Genomic DNA, 16,462 nt, shown 5'->3' on the forward strand with positions numbered 1-16,462 from the left:
AAGCAGCCGACAGACTGCGTTGTTGTCATGTGCGGGCCTTGAAGCGGGATGCCCATTGGAGGGCGACGTCCCGTTGGCGCAGGTAGCTGACCCCGGCGGCGGCCAGCAGGGCGATGAACGCGGCAAGCGCGGCCAAGGCCATGTCCTTCTGTGAATCCCACGGGTCCCGTTGGGCGCCGACAAAGGCCTTGGCGGTATCGCCGCCGATATAGGCACCGCCCAACCATTCAATGATCTCGTAAATGGCCGACGACGCGAGGATCAGGCTCCAGGCCAGCAAATAGCCCGTGAACCCCTTTGCGGGCATTACCCGCAGCAAAACCTCCCGCAGGGGATAGGCCAGCAGCAGGCCGTAGCTGAAATGCACCAGCCGATCGAATTGGTTGCGTTGGAACCCCATGAGCTGGTCCAGCGAAGGGCCCCCGGTCAAGGCCTGCCACCACTGGTTGTAGGGCACCTTGGCGTAGCTGTAGTGGGCGCCGATTTCATGGATGCAGAGAAACACGAACAGCAGTGTGGCGGACAGCCGGGAAAAGCTGAATCGCCGATGAACGGCCACCAGCACGACCAGCAACACAACCACCAGCAGGTTTTCCGCCAGCCAGTCGCTGCGTTTCAGGGGGGCGATGGCCAGCCAGCCCCAGACCACGCAGAACGCCAGCAGCAGGGACCTTTCATAGCGACGATGCAGCTCAACGGTGGGCATCGTGTCACGCCTCACTCTTTATCCGTGCGATGGCCCGGCAGCAGGCTGCTCAATACCTGCTTGGCGGTCTCCACCACGATGCCTCGCTCGTTCGGGTCGCCCTGGAGCAGGGTCGAGGCAAACTTCTTCGCCTGTTCCAGCTTGATGTGCGGCGGTAGCGGCGGCACGTCGGGGTCGGTGCGAAATTCGATCAGCACCGGACGATCCGCCGCCAGCGCGGTTTCCCAGGCCGTGGCCACGTCGTCTTCGTGCAACACGAGGATGCCCTTCAAGCCAATGGATTCGGCGAACAGGTGGTAGGGCACGTCGGGAATGTCCTGGGAGGCTTCGAATTTTGGATCGCCCTCCATCACCCGTTGTTCCCATGTCACCTGGTTCAAGTCCCGATTGTTGAACACTGCACAGATCCAGGTGCCGTTGGCCCAGGTGCGCCAGTATTTGGCGACGGTGATCAGCTCGGCCATGTTGTTCATCTGCATGGCGCCATCGCCTACCAGGGCGATCACTGGGCGCTGCGGATGGCAGAACTTCGCCGCGATGGCGTAGGGCACGGCGGCGCCCATCGACGCCAGGCCACCCGACAGCGAACACATCATGCCGCGCCGGATCTTCAGGTCGCGGGCGTACCAATTGGCGCAGGAGCCGGAATCGCAGGTGATGATGGCGTGCTCTGGCAGTCGCGGCGACAGCTCGAAGGTGACTCGCTGCGGGTTGATCGGTTTGGCGGCTACCAAGGCGCGTTTTTCCAGCGTGCGCTCCCAGCGTTCCCGCCAATGCTCGATTTTCTTGCGCCAGGTGCGGTCGGTTTTTTCTTCGATCAGCGGCAGCAGGGCGCGCAAGGTATCGACGCTGTCGCCGTGCAGGCTGACTTCCATGGGATACCGCAGGCTGAGCATGTCCGCTTGAATGTCGATCTGCACGCCCCGGGCCTGGCCTTCAGGGGGCAGGAACTCGGCATAGGGGAAGCCGGAGCCGATCATCAGCAGCGTGTCGCAGCCGGCCATCAGGTTGTCGCTGGGCTCGGTGCCAAGCAGGCCGATGGTGCCGGTGACCCAGGGCAGGTCATCGGGCACGGCGGCCTTGCCCAGCAAAGCCTTGGCCACACCGGCACCGAGTTTCTCTGCGATGGCGATGACTTCGTCGGTGGCGTGCAGCGCGCCGGCACCGACCAGGATGGCGACTTTCTTGCCGGCATTGAGCACCTCGGCGGCTTTGCGCAAGTCCTCTTCGTAGGGGACGACGCTGGGCTTGCGGTAGCCGACGCCGGAGTGAACGGTCCCGTGCTTGTGGCGCGGCGCGGTGTATTCCATGTCCTGGAGGTCGTTCGGCAGGATCAGCGCCGTGACCCGGCGTTCGCCCACCGCCGTGCGTACGGCGCGGTCGAGCAGGTGACGCACCTGGGCGGGTACGCTGGCTTGCTGCACGAACGCCCCGGCCACGTCCTTGAACAGGCTCACCAGGTCCAGTTCCTGCTGGTAATGCCCGCCCAGCGCGGCGCGGGCCTGCTGGCCGCTGATGGCGAGCACCGGCATGTGGTCCATTCGGGCATCGTAGAGGCCGGTCACCAAGTGGGACGCGCCGGGTCCGGAAGTGGCGATGCAGACCCCCAGTTCGCCGGTGAACTTGGCGTGGGCGCAGGCCATGAACGCGGCCATTTCCTCGTGGCGCGCCTGGATGAAGCGGATTTTTCCCTGGGCGCGGTTCAAGGCGCCAAACACGCCGTTGATGCCATCGCCCGGATAGCCATAGATGCGGCGAACCCCCCATTCATAAAGACGTTCCACCAGGAAATCACCGACGGTCATGCTCATGTCTGTCCCTCGTTTCGGGCCGCGGTCGCTCGGCGCGACGTGCAGCGGTTGACGTTCATACAGGACTTGACCGGTGCACGCCGTCCAAGGTTTCGATTTTTTCAACGCCAGGCGCGCGGCGTCAGCCTTGGGCCTGGCAATGTCAGGACGAACGACATCGCGGGCAAGCCTTGCTCCCACAGGGTTGATGCTCGAACTCAAAATACGCTGTTCACAGCTGATCCCTGTGGGAGCAAGGCTTGCCCGCGATGAGGGACGGCGTGTATCGCAGTGTGTACCGCGCAGGCCCGGATACATCTGCTTGACGAAGGACCGGGCCGGCGACACAGGCCGGATACACACCACCGATTAACTACGCCAGCCAGCCGGCCCCGAGCCTCGGTGCCGGTGACTGGCGGATTAATCGTCAATCGTCAGAGGAATACCTCATGCTCAACTTCTCCCGTCATTCATCCCTTGCACTTGGCCTGGCTTTGGTCGGTGGCCTGGGTCTCTCCACGGCGGCTTCGGCCTTGACCATGAACGACCTGGCCCAGGGCTACACCCTGGCGGCCGCCGATACGGTGAAGAAACCCGCCGAAGGCAAGTGCGGCGAAGACAAGTTCGCCAAGACCGATAAAAACCACGATGGCCAGGTCTCGCGCGACGAATTCATCGCCGCCGCACCGGAACGAGCCGCTGAGTTCGACAAGATCGACGCCAACCACGACGGCGGTATCTCGTTGCCGGAAGCCAAGCAATACCTGTCGGCCCAGGCGAAGACCGCGGAAGGCAAATGTGGCGAAGGCAAGTGCGGGGCGGCTATCGAGTCCTGATTCGCCCCCGGTGGTGAGCCTGATGCCTTGATGCCAGCCCACTGAAGCGGCGTCGAACAAAGGCCCCGTGGCGAGGGAGCTTGCTCCCGCTGGACCGGTCCGACGCTTCGGGCGCAGCAGGCCCAAAAAGCTGGGGCCGCTGCGCGACCCAGCGGGAGCAAGCTCCCTCGCCACGGGTGTTCGTCTTCCTGGCGTGCGATTGATGGTCTCATGAGGCTCACCACATCTCGTTTCCCCAGGAGATGTGTCATGTTGAATCTACCCCAACCCTCGGCAGGCCTTGGCCTGCGCCGGGCCTTGCTCGCTGAACTGCGCCAGGCACCGCCCGGGGATTTCGACTTTCTTGAAGTCGCTCCGGAAAACTGGATCGGCATCGGCGGCCCCCATGGCGCCGCCTTGCATTCGTTGGCCGAACGTTATCCGTTGACGTGCCACGGCCTGTCGTTGTCCCTCGGTGGGCCGGTGCCGCTGGACCTGGCGTTTCTCGGCCAGGTGCGTGCTTTCCTCGAGCGTTTCAAGGTGCCGGTGTACAGCGAGCACTTGAGCTACTGCGGCGACGAGGGGCATTTGTATGACCTCTTGCCGCTGCCCTTCACCGAAGAAGCGGTGCATCACGTGGCGGCGCGGATCCGTCAGGCCCAGGATGTGCTGGGACGCCGCCTGGCGGTGGAAAACGTCTCTTATTACGCCGCCCCCCAACAGGACATGAGCGAGCTGGAATTCACCCGGGCGGTGTTGCGCGAAGCCGATTGCGACCTGTTGCTGGACGTCAACAACGTCTACGTCAACTCGGTCAATCATGGCTTCGATCCCCAGGCATTCCTGGCGGGTCTTGAGCCGGGGCGGGTGGTCGCGATGCATGTGGCCGGGCACTATGACGAGTCCGACACGCTGAAAATCGACAGCCATGGCGCGCCCGTCAAGCCGGTGGTCTGGGCGCTGCTGGCCGAGGCTTATGCACGTTTCGGCGTACAGCCGACCTTGCTCGAACGGGACTTCAACTTCCCGCCTTACGCCGCCCTGGTGGCCGAACTGCAGACGATTCGCCAGTTACAGCACCAGGCCGTCACCTGGCAGGCGGTGACCCATGGCTGAGGCCCGGCAGACGCTGCATCAGCAGCAACAAGCGCTGACCCGCTACCTGCGCGACCCGGATCACTGCCCGATCCCGTCCGGCATGGACGCGGCGCGGGCCCAGGTGTATCGCGACCTGATCTTCGAGAATATGCGTGCGCTGCTCAGCGGCACCTTTCCCGTGTTGGTGAACCTGCTGGGACAGCACCCTTGGCGTGCCTGCGTGCGCCGATTCCTGCGGGAACATCGCTGTACCACGCCCAAGTTCGGTGAAATCGCCGGGGAATTCGTTGGCTACCTTGCAGACCATCCTTCGCCGGACTGGCCGCCGTTCGTGGCGGAGCTGGCGCACTACGAGTGGGTCGAGATGGCGCTGCTGCAATCCGAGGCCGAGCCGTTGCCGTCCCATGACGAGACGTCCTTGCTCGACTCGCCGCTGCGAGTCTCGCCCTTGGCCTGGCCGCTGGCGTACCAATGGCCGGTGCATCGCCTGGCGCCGAGTTATCAGCCCTCGGCACCACCGGCGCAACCGACGCTGCTGCTGGTGCGGCGAACGCCTGGTTTCGAGGTGCGTTTCTCCGAACTCAGCCCGTTGGCCTGGCGACTTTTGCAGCGCATCGAGGCCTATCCAGGGTTGACGGGGCGAGGGCAGTTGCTGGCGTTGGCGCGGGAGGCGGGGGTGGATTCGGCAGAATTCATGGACAACGCCGTGGCGCTGTTGCGGCGGATGCAGGAGGAAGGGGTTGTTGGCGTAGCGTTGTAATCTGCCATTGAAATGCTAACCCCTGTGTGGGCCTGCTGTGGGAGCAAAGCTTGCTCGCGATGGGTCGTCCTCGGTCTGACTGATTGACCGAGTCGTCTGTATCGCGGGCAAGCCTTGCTCCCACAGCAAGCTCGCTCCCACAAGGTTTTTTGTCAGGCCTTGTTTCGGCGATGCAGGCCAGCCCTCAGCACCGCATCCACACTCAACTTCCCAGCCCCTTGCAACAGCAACGGCAGCAAGGCCACCAGGTAGATCAGCGGCAGCTTGAAGTTGCCGTGTCCCTTGTTGGTAATCGCATAACCCTGGGCCAGTTCGCTCAAGCTCGACCAGTCCGCCGGCCAGTGCACGGCAGCGGTCGCCACCACGGTGACGACGATCAGCACCAGGGCCCAGAAGCGGGTACCCAGGCCGATCAACAGGGCGATGGCGCCGATCAGCTCGGCCCACATCGCCAGTTCCCAGTTCCATTGGGCCGGCACATGGTTGAACGGGAACGGGAAGGCAGACTGGATCTCGGCGAACCAGTTCGCGCCGTTCCATTTCTCCATGCCGGATTCGAAGAACTCCCAAGCCAGGAACAGGCGCAGGCCCAGCGGCGCCAGCCATGTCCCGAGGTTCTCGAGCGGCGTATGCAGTGTTTTCAAGGTATTTGCGTACATGATCGATCTCCCTGGGCTCAAGCCGCGTGTTGCGGCCGTTGGCGACGCTGGGTGGCCTGGGCCAGCTTGCCTACCAGGCGGACGGCGGTGGCGGCGCAGATCAGGCCGAAGGGCAGCACGTACCAGTCGCTCATGGGGATGCGTTTGAAGTTGGAATAGGCAAAGATCGCCGCCAGCACCCACATGCCGGTGACATGCAGGCGCTTCCAGGCCTTGAAACCGATCAGGCGCGTGGTGCTTTTGAACGAGGTCAGCGCCAGCAGCAGGATGAATACATACCCCACGGTGCCGGGCACGTTGCCGAGGGTGGTGCGGCCGGGCCAGAACTCGGTATTGAGCTGGCCGTAGGTGTAAATCAGCACGGCGTGGACCAGGTGGGAAAAGGCAAAGGCCAGTCCGATGAAGCGCCGTTCACGCACCAGCGCCCGGCTCAGGGGCGAGGGCACCAGCACCGCGAATGCCGAGGCGGTGAAGGCCAGCAGGAACAGGATGAACGACGAACGAGCCGTGGCGCGAATGGCGCTGCGCACGCCTTCGGTCAGGTCCGGGTTGAGTATCAGGATCAACCCGGTCATCAACAGCACCAGGGCGGCGAGCAGGCTGAACAGCGACCAGCCTTGGTAACGAAAGGGGGATGCGGTAGGGGTAGGCATTTGAAGGCTCCTTGGGTGTCGGGGGCCCGGTCGAGATAGTGCCGGGGTTGCGAGGGAGTCTTTCAAACCGGTGTAAGCGGGGTGTGTCCGCGGCGCAGCATTGTGCAAGTTCGTGTATGCCGATCATCCGCAGACACACTGGTATACAAACCGCTATCGCGAGCAAGCCCACAGGGGAGTTTGGGTAAGGCATCCCTATTTGCAACGTCACAGAACAGTGTGGGAGCGAGCCTGCTCGCGAATGCGTCAGGTCAGTTGAATGATGCTGGCTGACACACCGCTTTCGCGAGCAAGCCCGCTCCCACAGGGGGAGTTTGGGTAAGGCACCCCTATTTGCAGCGCTACAGAACAGTGTGGGAGCGAGCCTGCTCGCGAAGGCGTCAGGTCAGTTGAATGATGCTGGCTGACACACCGCTATCGCGAGCAGGCTCGCTCCCACAGGGGGAGTTTGGGTAAGGCATCCCTATTTGCAGCGCCACAGAACAGTGTGGGAGCGAGCCTGCTCGCGAAGGCGTCAGGTCAGTTGAATGATGCTGGCTGACACACCGCTATCGCGAGCAGGCTCGCTCCCACAGGGGGAGTTTGGGTAAGGCACCCTATTTGCAACGCCACAGAACAGTGTGGGAGCGAGCCTGCTCGCGAAGGCGTCAGGTCAGTTGAATGATGCTGGCTGACACACCGCTATCGCGAGCAGGCTCGCTCCCACAGGGGGAGTTTGGGTAAGGCACCCCTATTTGCAGCGCTACAGAACAGTGTGGGAGCGAGCCTGCTCGCGAAGGCGTCAGGTCAGTTGAATGATGCTGGCTGACACACCGCTATCGCGAGCAAGCTCGCTCCCACAGGGGGAGTTTGGGTAAGGCACCCTATTTGCAACGCCACAGAACAGTGTGGGAGCGAGCCTGCTCGCGAAGGCGTCAAGTCAGTTGAATGATGCTGGCTGACACACCGCTATCGCGAGCAGGCTCGCTCCCACAGGGGGAGTTTGGGTAAGGCACCCTATTTGCAACGCCACAGAACAGTGTGGGAGCGGGCTTGCTCGCGAAGGCGTCAGGTCAGTTGAATGGATGCTGGCTGATGCCCCGCTTTCGCGAGCCCGCTCCCACAGGGGTTGTGTCAGCTTGTGAGTGCCAGGCGCAATTCGGCGCAGAGCCCGCCGCCGTCGCGGTTGCTCAGGGTCAGTGAGCCACCCATGGCGATCGCCAGTTGCTGGGCGATGGCCAAGCCCAGGCCGGTGCCGCCGGTCTCCCGGTTGCGCGAGCTTTCCACCCGGTAGAACGGCTTGAGCACTTCGGCCAGTTCCTGCTCGCTGATCCCGGGGCCACGGTCCAGTACCTGGATCGCCAATTGCCCGTTGTCGGCCGGTTGCACCTGGATCTGCGCTGCGCCGCCGAATTTCAAGGCGTTGTCCACCAGGTTGATCAGTACCCGCCGCAGGGCATGGGGACGGGTGTCGATGACGGCGGCGTTTTTCCCGGACAGTTGTACGTCCTTGCCGGTGTCCTGGTAGTCGAACACCAGGCTGTCGAGGAACGCATCCAGGCTGATCCGGCAACTGGCCTCGGTGGCGCCGTGGATGCTGCGGGCATAGGCCACGCCTTCACGCACCAGGTGCTCCATTTCGCTCAAGTCGCTCCACAATTTGTCCCTTTCGATCCCTTCGTCCATGAATTCGGCGCGCAGCTTCATGCGCGTGATGGGGGTCTGCAAATCATGGGAAATCGCCGCCAGCAACTGCATGCGCTCCTTGAGGTAGGCGGCGATCCGGTCCTGCATGGCATTAAAGGCCTTGGCCGCATGCACCACTTCGGTCGGGCCTTTTTCGTCCAGGCGCACGCTATGGGCGTTCGGGTCGAGGGTTTCCACCGCCTGGGCCAGTCGGGTCAAGGGACCTACGGCGATGCGCACGGCCAGCCAGGTGCAGCCGATCAACAGGGCCAACTGCCCCAGCAACACCATTGGCAGCCAAGGGGAGAGGGGCGCCATTGCCGGGCGTACGTCGATGGTCAGCGGGCTGCCGTCCCCCAGGCGCAGGTGCGCCTGGTAATGCATGTTCGGCCCGGGAATCTGCTTGAAGGTCAGGCCATAGGCCTGGCCGATGGCTTCCTGGATCGAACTGACCGAGATCGGCGCGTCGGCCAAGTCCATCGGTTGGCCGGGCTGGCCCTCGTCGAGCAAATAGCCATAGTTGCGCCGGGCGAGTTTCGGCAGCCAGGCCTGGCGTTCGGCGGCAGGCAGGCGGTCGAGAATCGCCACGGAGGTCGAGACGTCGGTCTCCAGGTTGCCGAGCATGGTCGACTTGGCGCTCTGGTAGCGCTCGTAGTACTGGACGCCGAAAGACAGGCCCTGGGCCAGGATCAGGCCGATCAGGAAGATCAGCGACAGCCTCGAGGCCAGGGTCCGCGGCCAGCGAAGCGGCAGGTTCATACCGACGCCTCGAGGATCTCCACCGGCAGCGAGAACACGTAGCCTTCGCTGCGCACGGTCTTGATGTAGGCCGGTTCCCGGGCGTCGTCCAGCAGGCGCTGGCGCAGGCGGCTGACCAGTAGATCGATGGAGCGATCGAACAGGTCGGCGTCCCGGCCCTGGGTGAGGTTAAGCAACTGGTCGCGGTTGAGTACCCGTTGCGGATGATCGAGGAACACCCGCAACAACCGATACTCGGCGCCGCTCAAGGCAACCATGGTGCCGTCGGTGTCCAGCAGGTGGCGGGCGGTGGTGTCCAGGCGCCAGCGTCCGAACGCCAGCAGGCGACCGCTTTCGGTGACCACCAGATTGGGCGGCAACATGCGGGTACGGCGCAGCACGGCGTTGATCCGCGCCAGCAGCTCACGGGCGGCGAAAGGCTTGACCAGGTAATCGTCGGCGCCCATTTCGAGGCCGATGATGCGGTCGGTTTCGTCGTTGCGGGCGGTGAGCATCAGCACCGGCGTGGCCTTGTGCTTGCCGGCACGCAGTTCCCGGCACAGCACCAGGCCGTCATCGCCGGGCATCATGATGTCCAGCACGATCAGGTCCACCGGGGTGGTTTCCAGGAAGGCGCGCATCTGCCGGCCATCGGCGACAACGGTAGTGCGCAGGCCATTCTTCTTCAGGTAGTTGCCAACCAGCTCTCTGATCTCGCGATCGTCATCCACTATCAGCACGTGATCGACATGATCCATGGTGTCCCGCTCCTCGGCGTTTCGTTGTGAGCAGTCTACAGGCCCCGGCCAGCCCGGCTCGCGGCGGTTTGTATTGCAGTGTATCTGGCGCCTGACGGATACACAGCGATGCAAAAAGCCACCGGGCTCGATACAGACGCGATACCTGCGGGGCATTCAATGGCATCCATCGAGGCACACAACAGGCCTCGGCAGATAAAACCCCATTGAATCGAGGAATCGCCATGAACACCAAAGCCGTCTACGCCGCCTGCCTTTTTGCCGCGCTGAACATTTGCACCCTGTCGGCCCGGGCCGAAAGCAACGTGCAACCGCACACCTACACCTACGGCAGCCACCTGGACATCCAGAAGGTGCTTTCCCTCACCGAAGACACCGAGCCGACCTGCGGCGTGGTCAACGCCCACATGACCTACCTGGATTCGGCAGGCCACCAGCAGGCGCTGGACTACCGCAAGTTTTCCGATCACTGCAGCAACCAGAACTGACCTGCTTTTGTGGCGAGGGAGCTTGCTCCCGCTGGGCTGCGAAGCGGCCCCAAAAAAGCCGTGACAAACTCGGTGTGTCAGGCAAATACGGGGGGCTGCTGCGCAGCCCAGCGGGAGCAAGCTCCCTCGCCACAGGGGCTATGTAGGCCTTTTATTTTGAGGTGTTGCCATGCTTTTGATCGCTTTTCTCGGCGGGATCCTGACGATCCTCAGCCCCTGCATTCTTCCGGTGGTGCCGTTTCTGTTCGCCCGGGCCAATCGCTCCCGCAGCTCGGTGCTGCTGACCCTCGGCGGCATGGTATTGACGTTCGCCCTGGTCTCCAGCCTGGCGGTGGTCAGCAGCGAATGGGTGGTGCGCGCCAGCAGCGTCGGTCGGCAAGTCGCGTTGGTAGTGATGGGGGTGTTCGCCCTGTCGTTGATCTTCAGCCGGGTTGGTATCTGGCTGGCGCGGCCGCTGGTCAACTTGGGCAATCGCCTGGACGCTGGGGCCGGGCGGATGGCCGGGCCGGTGGGCTCGGTGCTGATCGGCGTTGCAACCGGGTTGCTCTGGGCTCCGTGCGCCGGGCCCATACTCGGGGTGATCCTGACCGGCGCCATGCTGCAAGGCGCCAGCGCGCAAACCAGCCTGTTGCTGCTCGCTTACGGCCTGGGCAGTGCCTTGTCCCTGGGCACGCTGATCCTGGCCGGGCGTGGTCTGGTCGGGCGCCTGAAGCTCTCGCTGCCGATGACCACCTGGCTGCGCCGTGGCACGGGGCTGGCGGTGTTACTGGCGGCCGTGGCGATCGGCACTGGGGCGGATGACCGCTTGTTGGCGGCGACTTCCTCCCAACAGTCCACCAGCCTGGAAAAAAGCCTGCTGGAGAACGTGCCCAAGGCCATCGACTACGTGGTGAGCAAGGCCGGCGCCAGTGCCATGCCGACCCTCGACGCCCAGGGCGCAATGCCTGCGCTGGACGGCGCGGTGCAATGGCTGAACTCGCCGCCGCTGAGCAGCGAGTCGCTGCGGGGCAAGGTGGTGCTGGTGGACTTCTGGACCTACGACTGCATCAACTGCCAGCACACCTTGCCCTATGTGAACGACTGGGCGAAAAAGTATGAAAAGGATGGGCTGGTGGTGATCGGTGTCCACACCCCGGAATACGGCTACGAGAAGATCATCGACAACGTCCGCGAGCAGGTGCGCAAGCTGGACATCCACTATCCGGTGGCGATCGACAATCAGTACGCGATCTGGCGCGCCTTCAACAATCAATACTGGCCGGCCCATTACTTCATCGATGCCAAGGGGCAGGTGCGCTACAGCCATTTTGGCGAAGGGCGTTATGGCGAGCAGGAGCAGGTGATCCAGCAGTTGTTGGAGGAGGCGAAGGCTAGCCGGATTGTTAACTAAACTCTTTAATTTCAATTGATTGAGATAATTTCTTCTGCTTGTTTCTAGTTTGGCGCGTCACTTGTGGACGAATGTCGCAGATGGCGAAGGCAAGCCGTCCCCGTGGCGAGGGAGCTTGCTCCCGCTGGGCTGCGAAGCGGCCCCAAAAAAGCCATGACAGACTCGGTGTGTCAGGCAAATACAGGGGGGCCGCTGCGCGGCCCAGCGGGAGCAAGCTCCCTCGCCACAGTGGGTTGCATGCGGATTCGATAATGGCCTGCAAATACTGGCCCCTTGCTCATCTGCAGAGAGGCAAACTTCTTTCCTTTCAGAAAGTTGGGCGACAAACCTATGCGTATTTCTATGTGGGTCGTAGCGACGTTTCTCTTGGCCGCCGTCTCGCTCGAGGCCCAGGCCAGGGCGCTGACGCAGAACCAGCAGTCAGTGTGCCGCTGGGGTTCGGACATCGCGGCGGGGGCGCAGGCGTCAAAGCTCTCTGGCGTCAGCCTGTACGGCGCACGCAAGAAGCTGCAGGTGCGCAAGTTTCCCCGGCCCTGGATGCGCATGACCGCCCTGGGCATTACCGAGCAGACCTACAACAGCGCTTCGCGTCTCAAACCCGCGGCGGTCAAGCAGACCTACTACGAGCAATGTGTCCGTCATGAGCTGGCGCGCCGCTAGGTGCTCAGGCGGGGCTGCGGCCTGGCATCTCGATGCCGTGCTGGTGTACCCGTCGATACAGGGTCGCCCGGGAAATGCCCAGGGCCCGGGCGGCGGCGGTGGGTTTCCAGCGGTGGCGCACCAAGGCATCGAGCAACGCCTGGCGTTCCGGGCTGGCGCTTGGCTCCGGCCCCTGATCGACGGCATGAGTGCAGTGCAACGACTCGGGCAGATGGCTGAGCTGGATCACGCTGGCTTCGCACACCGCGCAGGCATAGCGCAGCACATGGCGTAACTGGCGGACATTGCCCGGCCAGTGATAGCCGAGCAGGGATTCCAGGGCAGCGCCGCTCAACTGCACGGTTCCCCCGCACAGCGCGGACTCCTCGGCAAGAATCCGATTGATCAGCGCGAGCCGGTCGCTGCGGTCACGTAACGGCGGTAGCTGGAAACGCGCACCGCCGAGGCGGAAATACAAATCCTCGCGAAACTCGCCGGCGGCCACCAGCGTCTCCAGGTCGCGGTGGGTGGCGCAGATCACCTGAATGTCGACGGCCTTGCGGCGGGATGCGCCCAGCGGCGCCACTTCACCCTCGGCCAGTACCCGCAGCAGACGGGTCTGCAAGGCCAGCGGCATGTCGCCGATCTCATCCAGGAACAAGGTGCCGCCATCGGCCTGTTGCAACAGGCCCTGCATGCCTTTGGCCGAGGCGCCGGTGAACGCCCCGGCGACGTAGCCGAACAATTCGCTTTCGATCAGGCTTTCGGGAATGGCCGCGCAGTTCAGCGCCACGAAAGGGCGCTCGCGGCGCTGGCTGGCCTGGTGCAACTGGCGAGCGAAGACTTCCTTGCCGGCACCGGTTTCGCCCTGGATCAGCACCGGCAGGTTGCGATCCTTGACCCGCACCGCCAGGCGCAGGCTGTCGGCCAGGCGTGGATCGATTTCCAACGGGGTCATCGCCACCCGCGAACGTGAAACGGCCCGCTGGCGAGGCGCGCTCAAGCGTCCGTGCAGGGCGTGATCGAGCAAGCAGAGGCTTTCGTCCCGGGCACGGTGCAGCCGTTGCTGCTCGAACACCTGGCCGATGTGTTGCGGCACCTGCCCGTACTGTTGCAGCAGGTACTGGCGGGCAGCCGGGTTCAAGGCTTGCAGGCAACCGTCGTCATCCCAGGCGAACAGGAAGTCCGGCTGGCTGTCGACGTAGCCAGGGTTGCGATGGGCCCGCAGCACCCAATAGCCCTGGGCGCTGCTCATGAAAAACGCCTGTTCGATCTCCCGGGCGCTCTGCACCACCATTTGCCGGATCAGGTGCTGCGAGCGGCGATCATCCGGCGAGCGCACCGCCGAGACGTCCAGCACCCCGAGCAATTCACCCTGGGGGTCGAAGACCGGCGCGGCGGAACAGGTCAGGCCAATGAACGCCGCGCGGAAATGGTCGCGCTTGTGCACGGTCACCGGGGCCTTGGCCGTGAGCACCGCCGCCACGCCACACGTGCCTTCTTCGCCCTCCGACCAACAGGTGCCCAGGTACAGCCCGGCCTTGCGGCAGTCATTGCGGATCGAGGTTTCCACCCGGTAGTCGATGGTCTGGCCCTGGGCATCGGTCAGCAGTACGCAATAGTCGGCGTCGCGTACCCGGCCATGGAGGCGGGCCACTTCTTCGCTGGCGATGTTGAGGAACAGCTCGGAGCGCTCGCGGCATTGCTTGAGCACGTCCTGGGAGAGGATGCGCGGGCCCTGCAGCGAACCCGGGTCCAGGTGATGTTGCTCCAGGGAACGGCGCCAGGAGTCGAGGATCAGGTCCGGGACGGGCAATTGTGGCAATTGGCTCGCGTTTTTCACCACGCGGCTGACGCAATCCACGTGCGCCCGGGAGTGAGCGGAAAGCATGGGGCCTCCGATTCAGCTTCTTGTCGTTGTGCGCACATTAAGCGCCGTTCGCCGGGTGCAGACAAGCTCGACGGGTTGTCCGGGTGGCGTGAGACGCCACGTCTCAGTGTCTCGCCGCAACCTCGTGCAGGCTGACATGGGGCGTCTCACCGGGGCTCGGTCCGCTGCTTCGTCAATCACCTCGGGACCGCTCTGGTTCGGCCTTCTTGTAGGTTTTTCCCTCAACTGGCACCGCCCTTGCTCTGTCCCTGGAGCCCGCCCGACGGGCCTCCAATAATAACAACGAGGTGTCTATGTCTTCCTGCCCAGGCCGTTTGCCCGCACCGTCCACGGTGGCGCCATGAGCCGCCGACCCCTGACCGTGGGCATCATCGCCAACCCCGCCTCGGGCCGCGACGTGCGGCGCCTGACCGCCAACGCCGGGCTGTTTTCCAGTACCGACAAGGTTTCGGTGATCCAGCGCCTGCTGGCCGCGTTCGGCGCCACCGGCATCGAACAGGTGTTGATGCCCACCGACATGATCGGCATGGCCGCCGCCGTGCTGAAGAACAGCCATAGCCGCCAGGCCCGCAGCAGCCACTGGCCGGCCCTGGAATTCCTCGACCTGACCCTGCGCCAGACCGTCGAAGACACCCGCCGGGCCGCGCGCTTGATGGCCGAGCGCGAGGTGGCGCTGATCGCCGTGCTCGGCGGCGATGGCACCCACAAGGCGGTGGCCGCCGAAGTCGGCGACATCCCGTTGCTGACCCTGTCCACCGGCACCAACAACGCCTTTCCCGAGCTGCGCGAGGCCACCAGTGCCGGGCTGGCCGGTGGGTTGTACGCCAGCGGCCGGATCCCGGACGCGATCGGTTTGCGCCGCAACAAGCGCTTGCTGGTCTGCGACGCCGGACGTGGCTTGCGCGAAGTCGCCCTGGTGGACGTTGCCGTGTCGCCGCTGCGTTTTGTCGGCGCCCGGGCCATCAGCCGGGCCCAAGACCTGGCCGAAGTGTTCGTGACCTTCGCCGAACCGCAATCCATTGGCCTGTCGGCGTTGTGCGGCTTGTGGTTCCCGGTGTCCCGCCAGGCACCGGGCGGGGCCTGGATGCGCCTGGACCCGCAATCCCCCGAAGCGCTGCTGGTGCCGCTCGCCCCGGGCCTGTTGCAAGGCTGTGGGGTGCTCGCCGCCGGCCCTTTGGAACCCGGCGTCGCCCATGGCTTGTCGCTGTCCAGCGGCACCTTGGCCCTGGATGGCGAACGGGAAATCGAATTCAACGCCCACGACCGGCCCACGGTCACCCTCGATGCCGGCGGTCCGCTGAGCATCGACGTCAACGCGGTGCTGGCCTACGCCGCGCAACAACGCTTGTTGGCCATCGGCCGCGAGCACCCGCAACACCCTCTGAATCTTCAAGAAGACACCCCAGGAGAATAAAAATGTCGACACCGCTCACCCACGATCAACTGCTGCACGCCTACCAGGTGATGCGCACCATCCGCGCCTTTGAAGAGCGCCTGCACGTAGAGTTCGCCACCGGCGAGATCCCCGGTTTCGTCCACTTGTATGCCGGCGAAGAAGCGTCGGCCGCCGGCGTCATGGCCCACCTGGGCGATGACGATTGCATCGCGTCCAACCACCGTGGCCACGGCCATTGCATCGCCAAGGGCGTGGACGTCTACGGAATGATGGCCGAGATCTATGGCAAGAAAACCGGCGTCTGCCAAGGCAAGGGCGGCTCGATGCACATCGCCGATTTCGAGAAAGGCATGCTCGGTGCCAACGGCATCGTTGGCGCCGGTGCGCCACTGGTGGTCGGCGCGGCTTTGGCGGCCCGGCTCAAGGGCACCGACAGCGTCGCCGTGGTGTTTTTCGGCGACGGCGGCTCCAACGAGGGCGCGGTGTTCGAAGCCATGAACATGGCCTCGGTGTGGAACTTGCCGTGCCTGTTCATCGCCGAAAACAACGGCTACGCCGAGGCCACTGCTTCCAATTGGTCGGTGGCCTGCGATCACATCGCCGACCGCGCCGCCGGCTTCGGCATGCCCGGCGTGACGGTGGACGGCTTCGACTTCTTCGCCGTGCATGAAGCCGCCGGTGCCGCCGTCGAGCGCGCCCGTGCCGGGGAAGGACCGTCGCTGATCGAGGTCAAGCTGACCCGCTACTACGGCCACTTCGAAGGCGACGCCCAGACCTATCGCGCACCGGACGAGGTCAAGCATTTCCGCGAAAACCAGGACTGCCTGATGCAGTTCCGCGAACGCACCACCCGGGCCGGTTTGCTCACCGTCGAGCAGTTGGACCAGATCGACAAGGAAGTGGACCTGCTGATCGAAAACGCCGTGTACAAGGCCAAGTCCGATCCCAAGCCCTCTGCAGCGGACCTGCTGACCGACGTCTACGTCAGCTATCCCTGAACGCCCTCCTAAAACAAG

General features: G+C 64.1%; 15 protein-coding genes. 8 read left to right on the plus strand and 7 right to left on the minus strand.

Going from position 1 to position 16,462, the window contains the following annotated elements; translation table 11 throughout:
* Nucleotides 1–25 precede the first annotated feature (25 nt).
* Both J3P88_RS14415 and J3P88_RS14420 read right to left on the minus strand, forming a co-directional pair.
* Nucleotides 26–706: a DUF2238 domain-containing protein gene (locus J3P88_RS14415; RefSeq protein ID WP_434576053.1), complete on the minus strand. Its 681-nt coding sequence runs from the start codon at nt 704–706 to the stop codon at nt 26–28.
* 11 nt (nt 707–717) lie between these two features.
* Entirely contained in the window at nt 718–2,517 is a 1,800-nt protein-coding gene (locus J3P88_RS14420; protein ID WP_186704922.1) for a thiamine pyrophosphate-requiring protein, read from the minus strand.
* A gap of 428 nt (nt 2,518–2,945) precedes the next feature.
* On the opposite strand from J3P88_RS14420, the gene J3P88_RS14425 reads away from it, so the two are divergent.
* The 3 genes from J3P88_RS14425 to J3P88_RS14435 all read left to right on the plus strand — a co-directional run bounded on the left by J3P88_RS14425 (nt 2,946) and on the right by J3P88_RS14435 (nt 5,169).
* Complete coding sequence (locus J3P88_RS14425; protein ID WP_072404447.1) at nt 2,946–3,332, plus strand: HvfA family oxazolone/thioamide-modified RiPP metallophore; 387 nt, start codon at nt 2,946–2,948, stop codon at nt 3,330–3,332.
* Nucleotides 3,333–3,581: 249 nt separating this feature from the next.
* Complete coding sequence (locus J3P88_RS14430) at nt 3,582–4,427, plus strand: HvfB family MNIO-type RiPP peptide maturase (protein ID WP_434576056.1); 846 nt, start codon at nt 3,582–3,584, stop codon at nt 4,425–4,427.
* The gene (locus J3P88_RS14435) at nt 4,420–5,169 is read left to right on the plus strand and encodes an HvfC family RiPP maturation protein (RefSeq protein ID WP_434576058.1); all 750 of its coding nucleotides are present in this window, start codon (nt 4,420–4,422) and stop codon (nt 5,167–5,169) included. Before J3P88_RS14430 ends, J3P88_RS14435 begins: the two co-directional genes overlap by 8 nt.
* A gap of 152 nt (nt 5,170–5,321) precedes the next feature.
* Here the strand turns inward: J3P88_RS14435 and J3P88_RS14440 are convergent, their stop codons facing one another.
* The 4 genes from J3P88_RS14440 to J3P88_RS14455 form a co-directional block, all read right to left on the minus strand.
* On the minus strand, nt 5,322–5,828 hold the full coding sequence (locus J3P88_RS14440; protein ID WP_434576060.1) for an HvfX family Cu-binding RiPP maturation protein: 507 nt from the start codon (nt 5,826–5,828) through the stop codon (nt 5,322–5,324).
* Nucleotides 5,829–5,845: 17 nt separating this feature from the next.
* Nucleotides 5,846–6,481, minus strand: coding sequence for a ferric reductase-like transmembrane domain-containing protein (locus tag J3P88_RS14445; RefSeq protein WP_207965207.1), 636 nt, complete (start codon nt 6,479–6,481; stop codon nt 5,846–5,848).
* Between the two features lie 1,113 nt (nt 6,482–7,594).
* Nucleotides 7,595–8,905: an ATP-binding protein gene (locus J3P88_RS14450; protein WP_411387406.1), complete on the minus strand. Its 1,311-nt coding sequence runs from the start codon at nt 8,903–8,905 to the stop codon at nt 7,595–7,597.
* Nucleotides 8,902–9,642 (minus strand): response regulator, encoded by a 741-nt coding sequence (locus J3P88_RS14455; RefSeq protein ID WP_003202589.1) that lies wholly within the window; start codon nt 9,640–9,642, stop codon nt 8,902–8,904. Before J3P88_RS14455 ends, J3P88_RS14450 begins: the two co-directional genes overlap by 4 nt.
* 224 nt (nt 9,643–9,866) lie before the next feature.
* On the opposite strand from J3P88_RS14455, the gene J3P88_RS14460 reads away from it, so the two are divergent.
* From J3P88_RS14460 to J3P88_RS14470, 3 genes are all read left to right on the plus strand, one after another.
* Nucleotides 9,867–10,130, plus strand: coding sequence for a DUF2790 domain-containing protein (locus tag J3P88_RS14460; protein WP_186728570.1), 264 nt, complete (start codon nt 9,867–9,869; stop codon nt 10,128–10,130).
* Nucleotides 10,131–10,299: 169 nt separating this feature from the next.
* On the plus strand, nt 10,300–11,520 hold the full coding sequence (locus tag J3P88_RS14465; protein WP_434576061.1) for a cytochrome c biogenesis protein DipZ: 1,221 nt from the start codon (nt 10,300–10,302) through the stop codon (nt 11,518–11,520).
* Between the two features lie 330 nt (nt 11,521–11,850).
* Nucleotides 11,851–12,180, plus strand: coding sequence for a hypothetical protein (locus tag J3P88_RS14470; RefSeq protein ID WP_053119980.1), 330 nt, complete (start codon nt 11,851–11,853; stop codon nt 12,178–12,180).
* A gap of 4 nt (nt 12,181–12,184) precedes the next feature.
* Here the strand turns inward: J3P88_RS14470 and J3P88_RS14475 are convergent, their stop codons facing one another.
* Nucleotides 12,185–14,050, minus strand: a complete 1,866-nt coding sequence (locus J3P88_RS14475) for a sigma-54-dependent Fis family transcriptional regulator (protein ID WP_434576063.1) — start codon at nt 14,048–14,050, stop codon at nt 12,185–12,187.
* A gap of 340 nt (nt 14,051–14,390) precedes the next feature.
* Between J3P88_RS14475 and J3P88_RS14480 the strand changes: the two genes are divergently transcribed.
* Together J3P88_RS14480 and J3P88_RS14485 are read left to right on the plus strand one after the other, a co-directional pair.
* Nucleotides 14,391–15,464 carry an ATP-NAD kinase family protein gene (locus tag J3P88_RS14480; protein WP_411387409.1) on the plus strand — a complete coding sequence of 358 codons (1,074 nt, stop codon included), beginning with the start codon at nt 14,391–14,393 and terminating at the stop codon, nt 15,462–15,464.
* A gap of 2 nt (nt 15,465–15,466) precedes the next feature.
* Nucleotides 15,467–16,444 (plus strand): thiamine pyrophosphate-dependent dehydrogenase E1 component subunit alpha, encoded by a 978-nt coding sequence (locus J3P88_RS14485; protein ID WP_053119650.1) that lies wholly within the window; start codon nt 15,467–15,469, stop codon nt 16,442–16,444.
* Nucleotides 16,445–16,462 lie beyond the last annotated feature (18 nt).

Source organism: Pseudomonas sp. Z3-6, from assembly GCF_051131985.1.
Lineage (GTDB): Bacteria > Pseudomonadota > Gammaproteobacteria > Pseudomonadales > Pseudomonadaceae > Aquipseudomonas > Aquipseudomonas zanjanensis.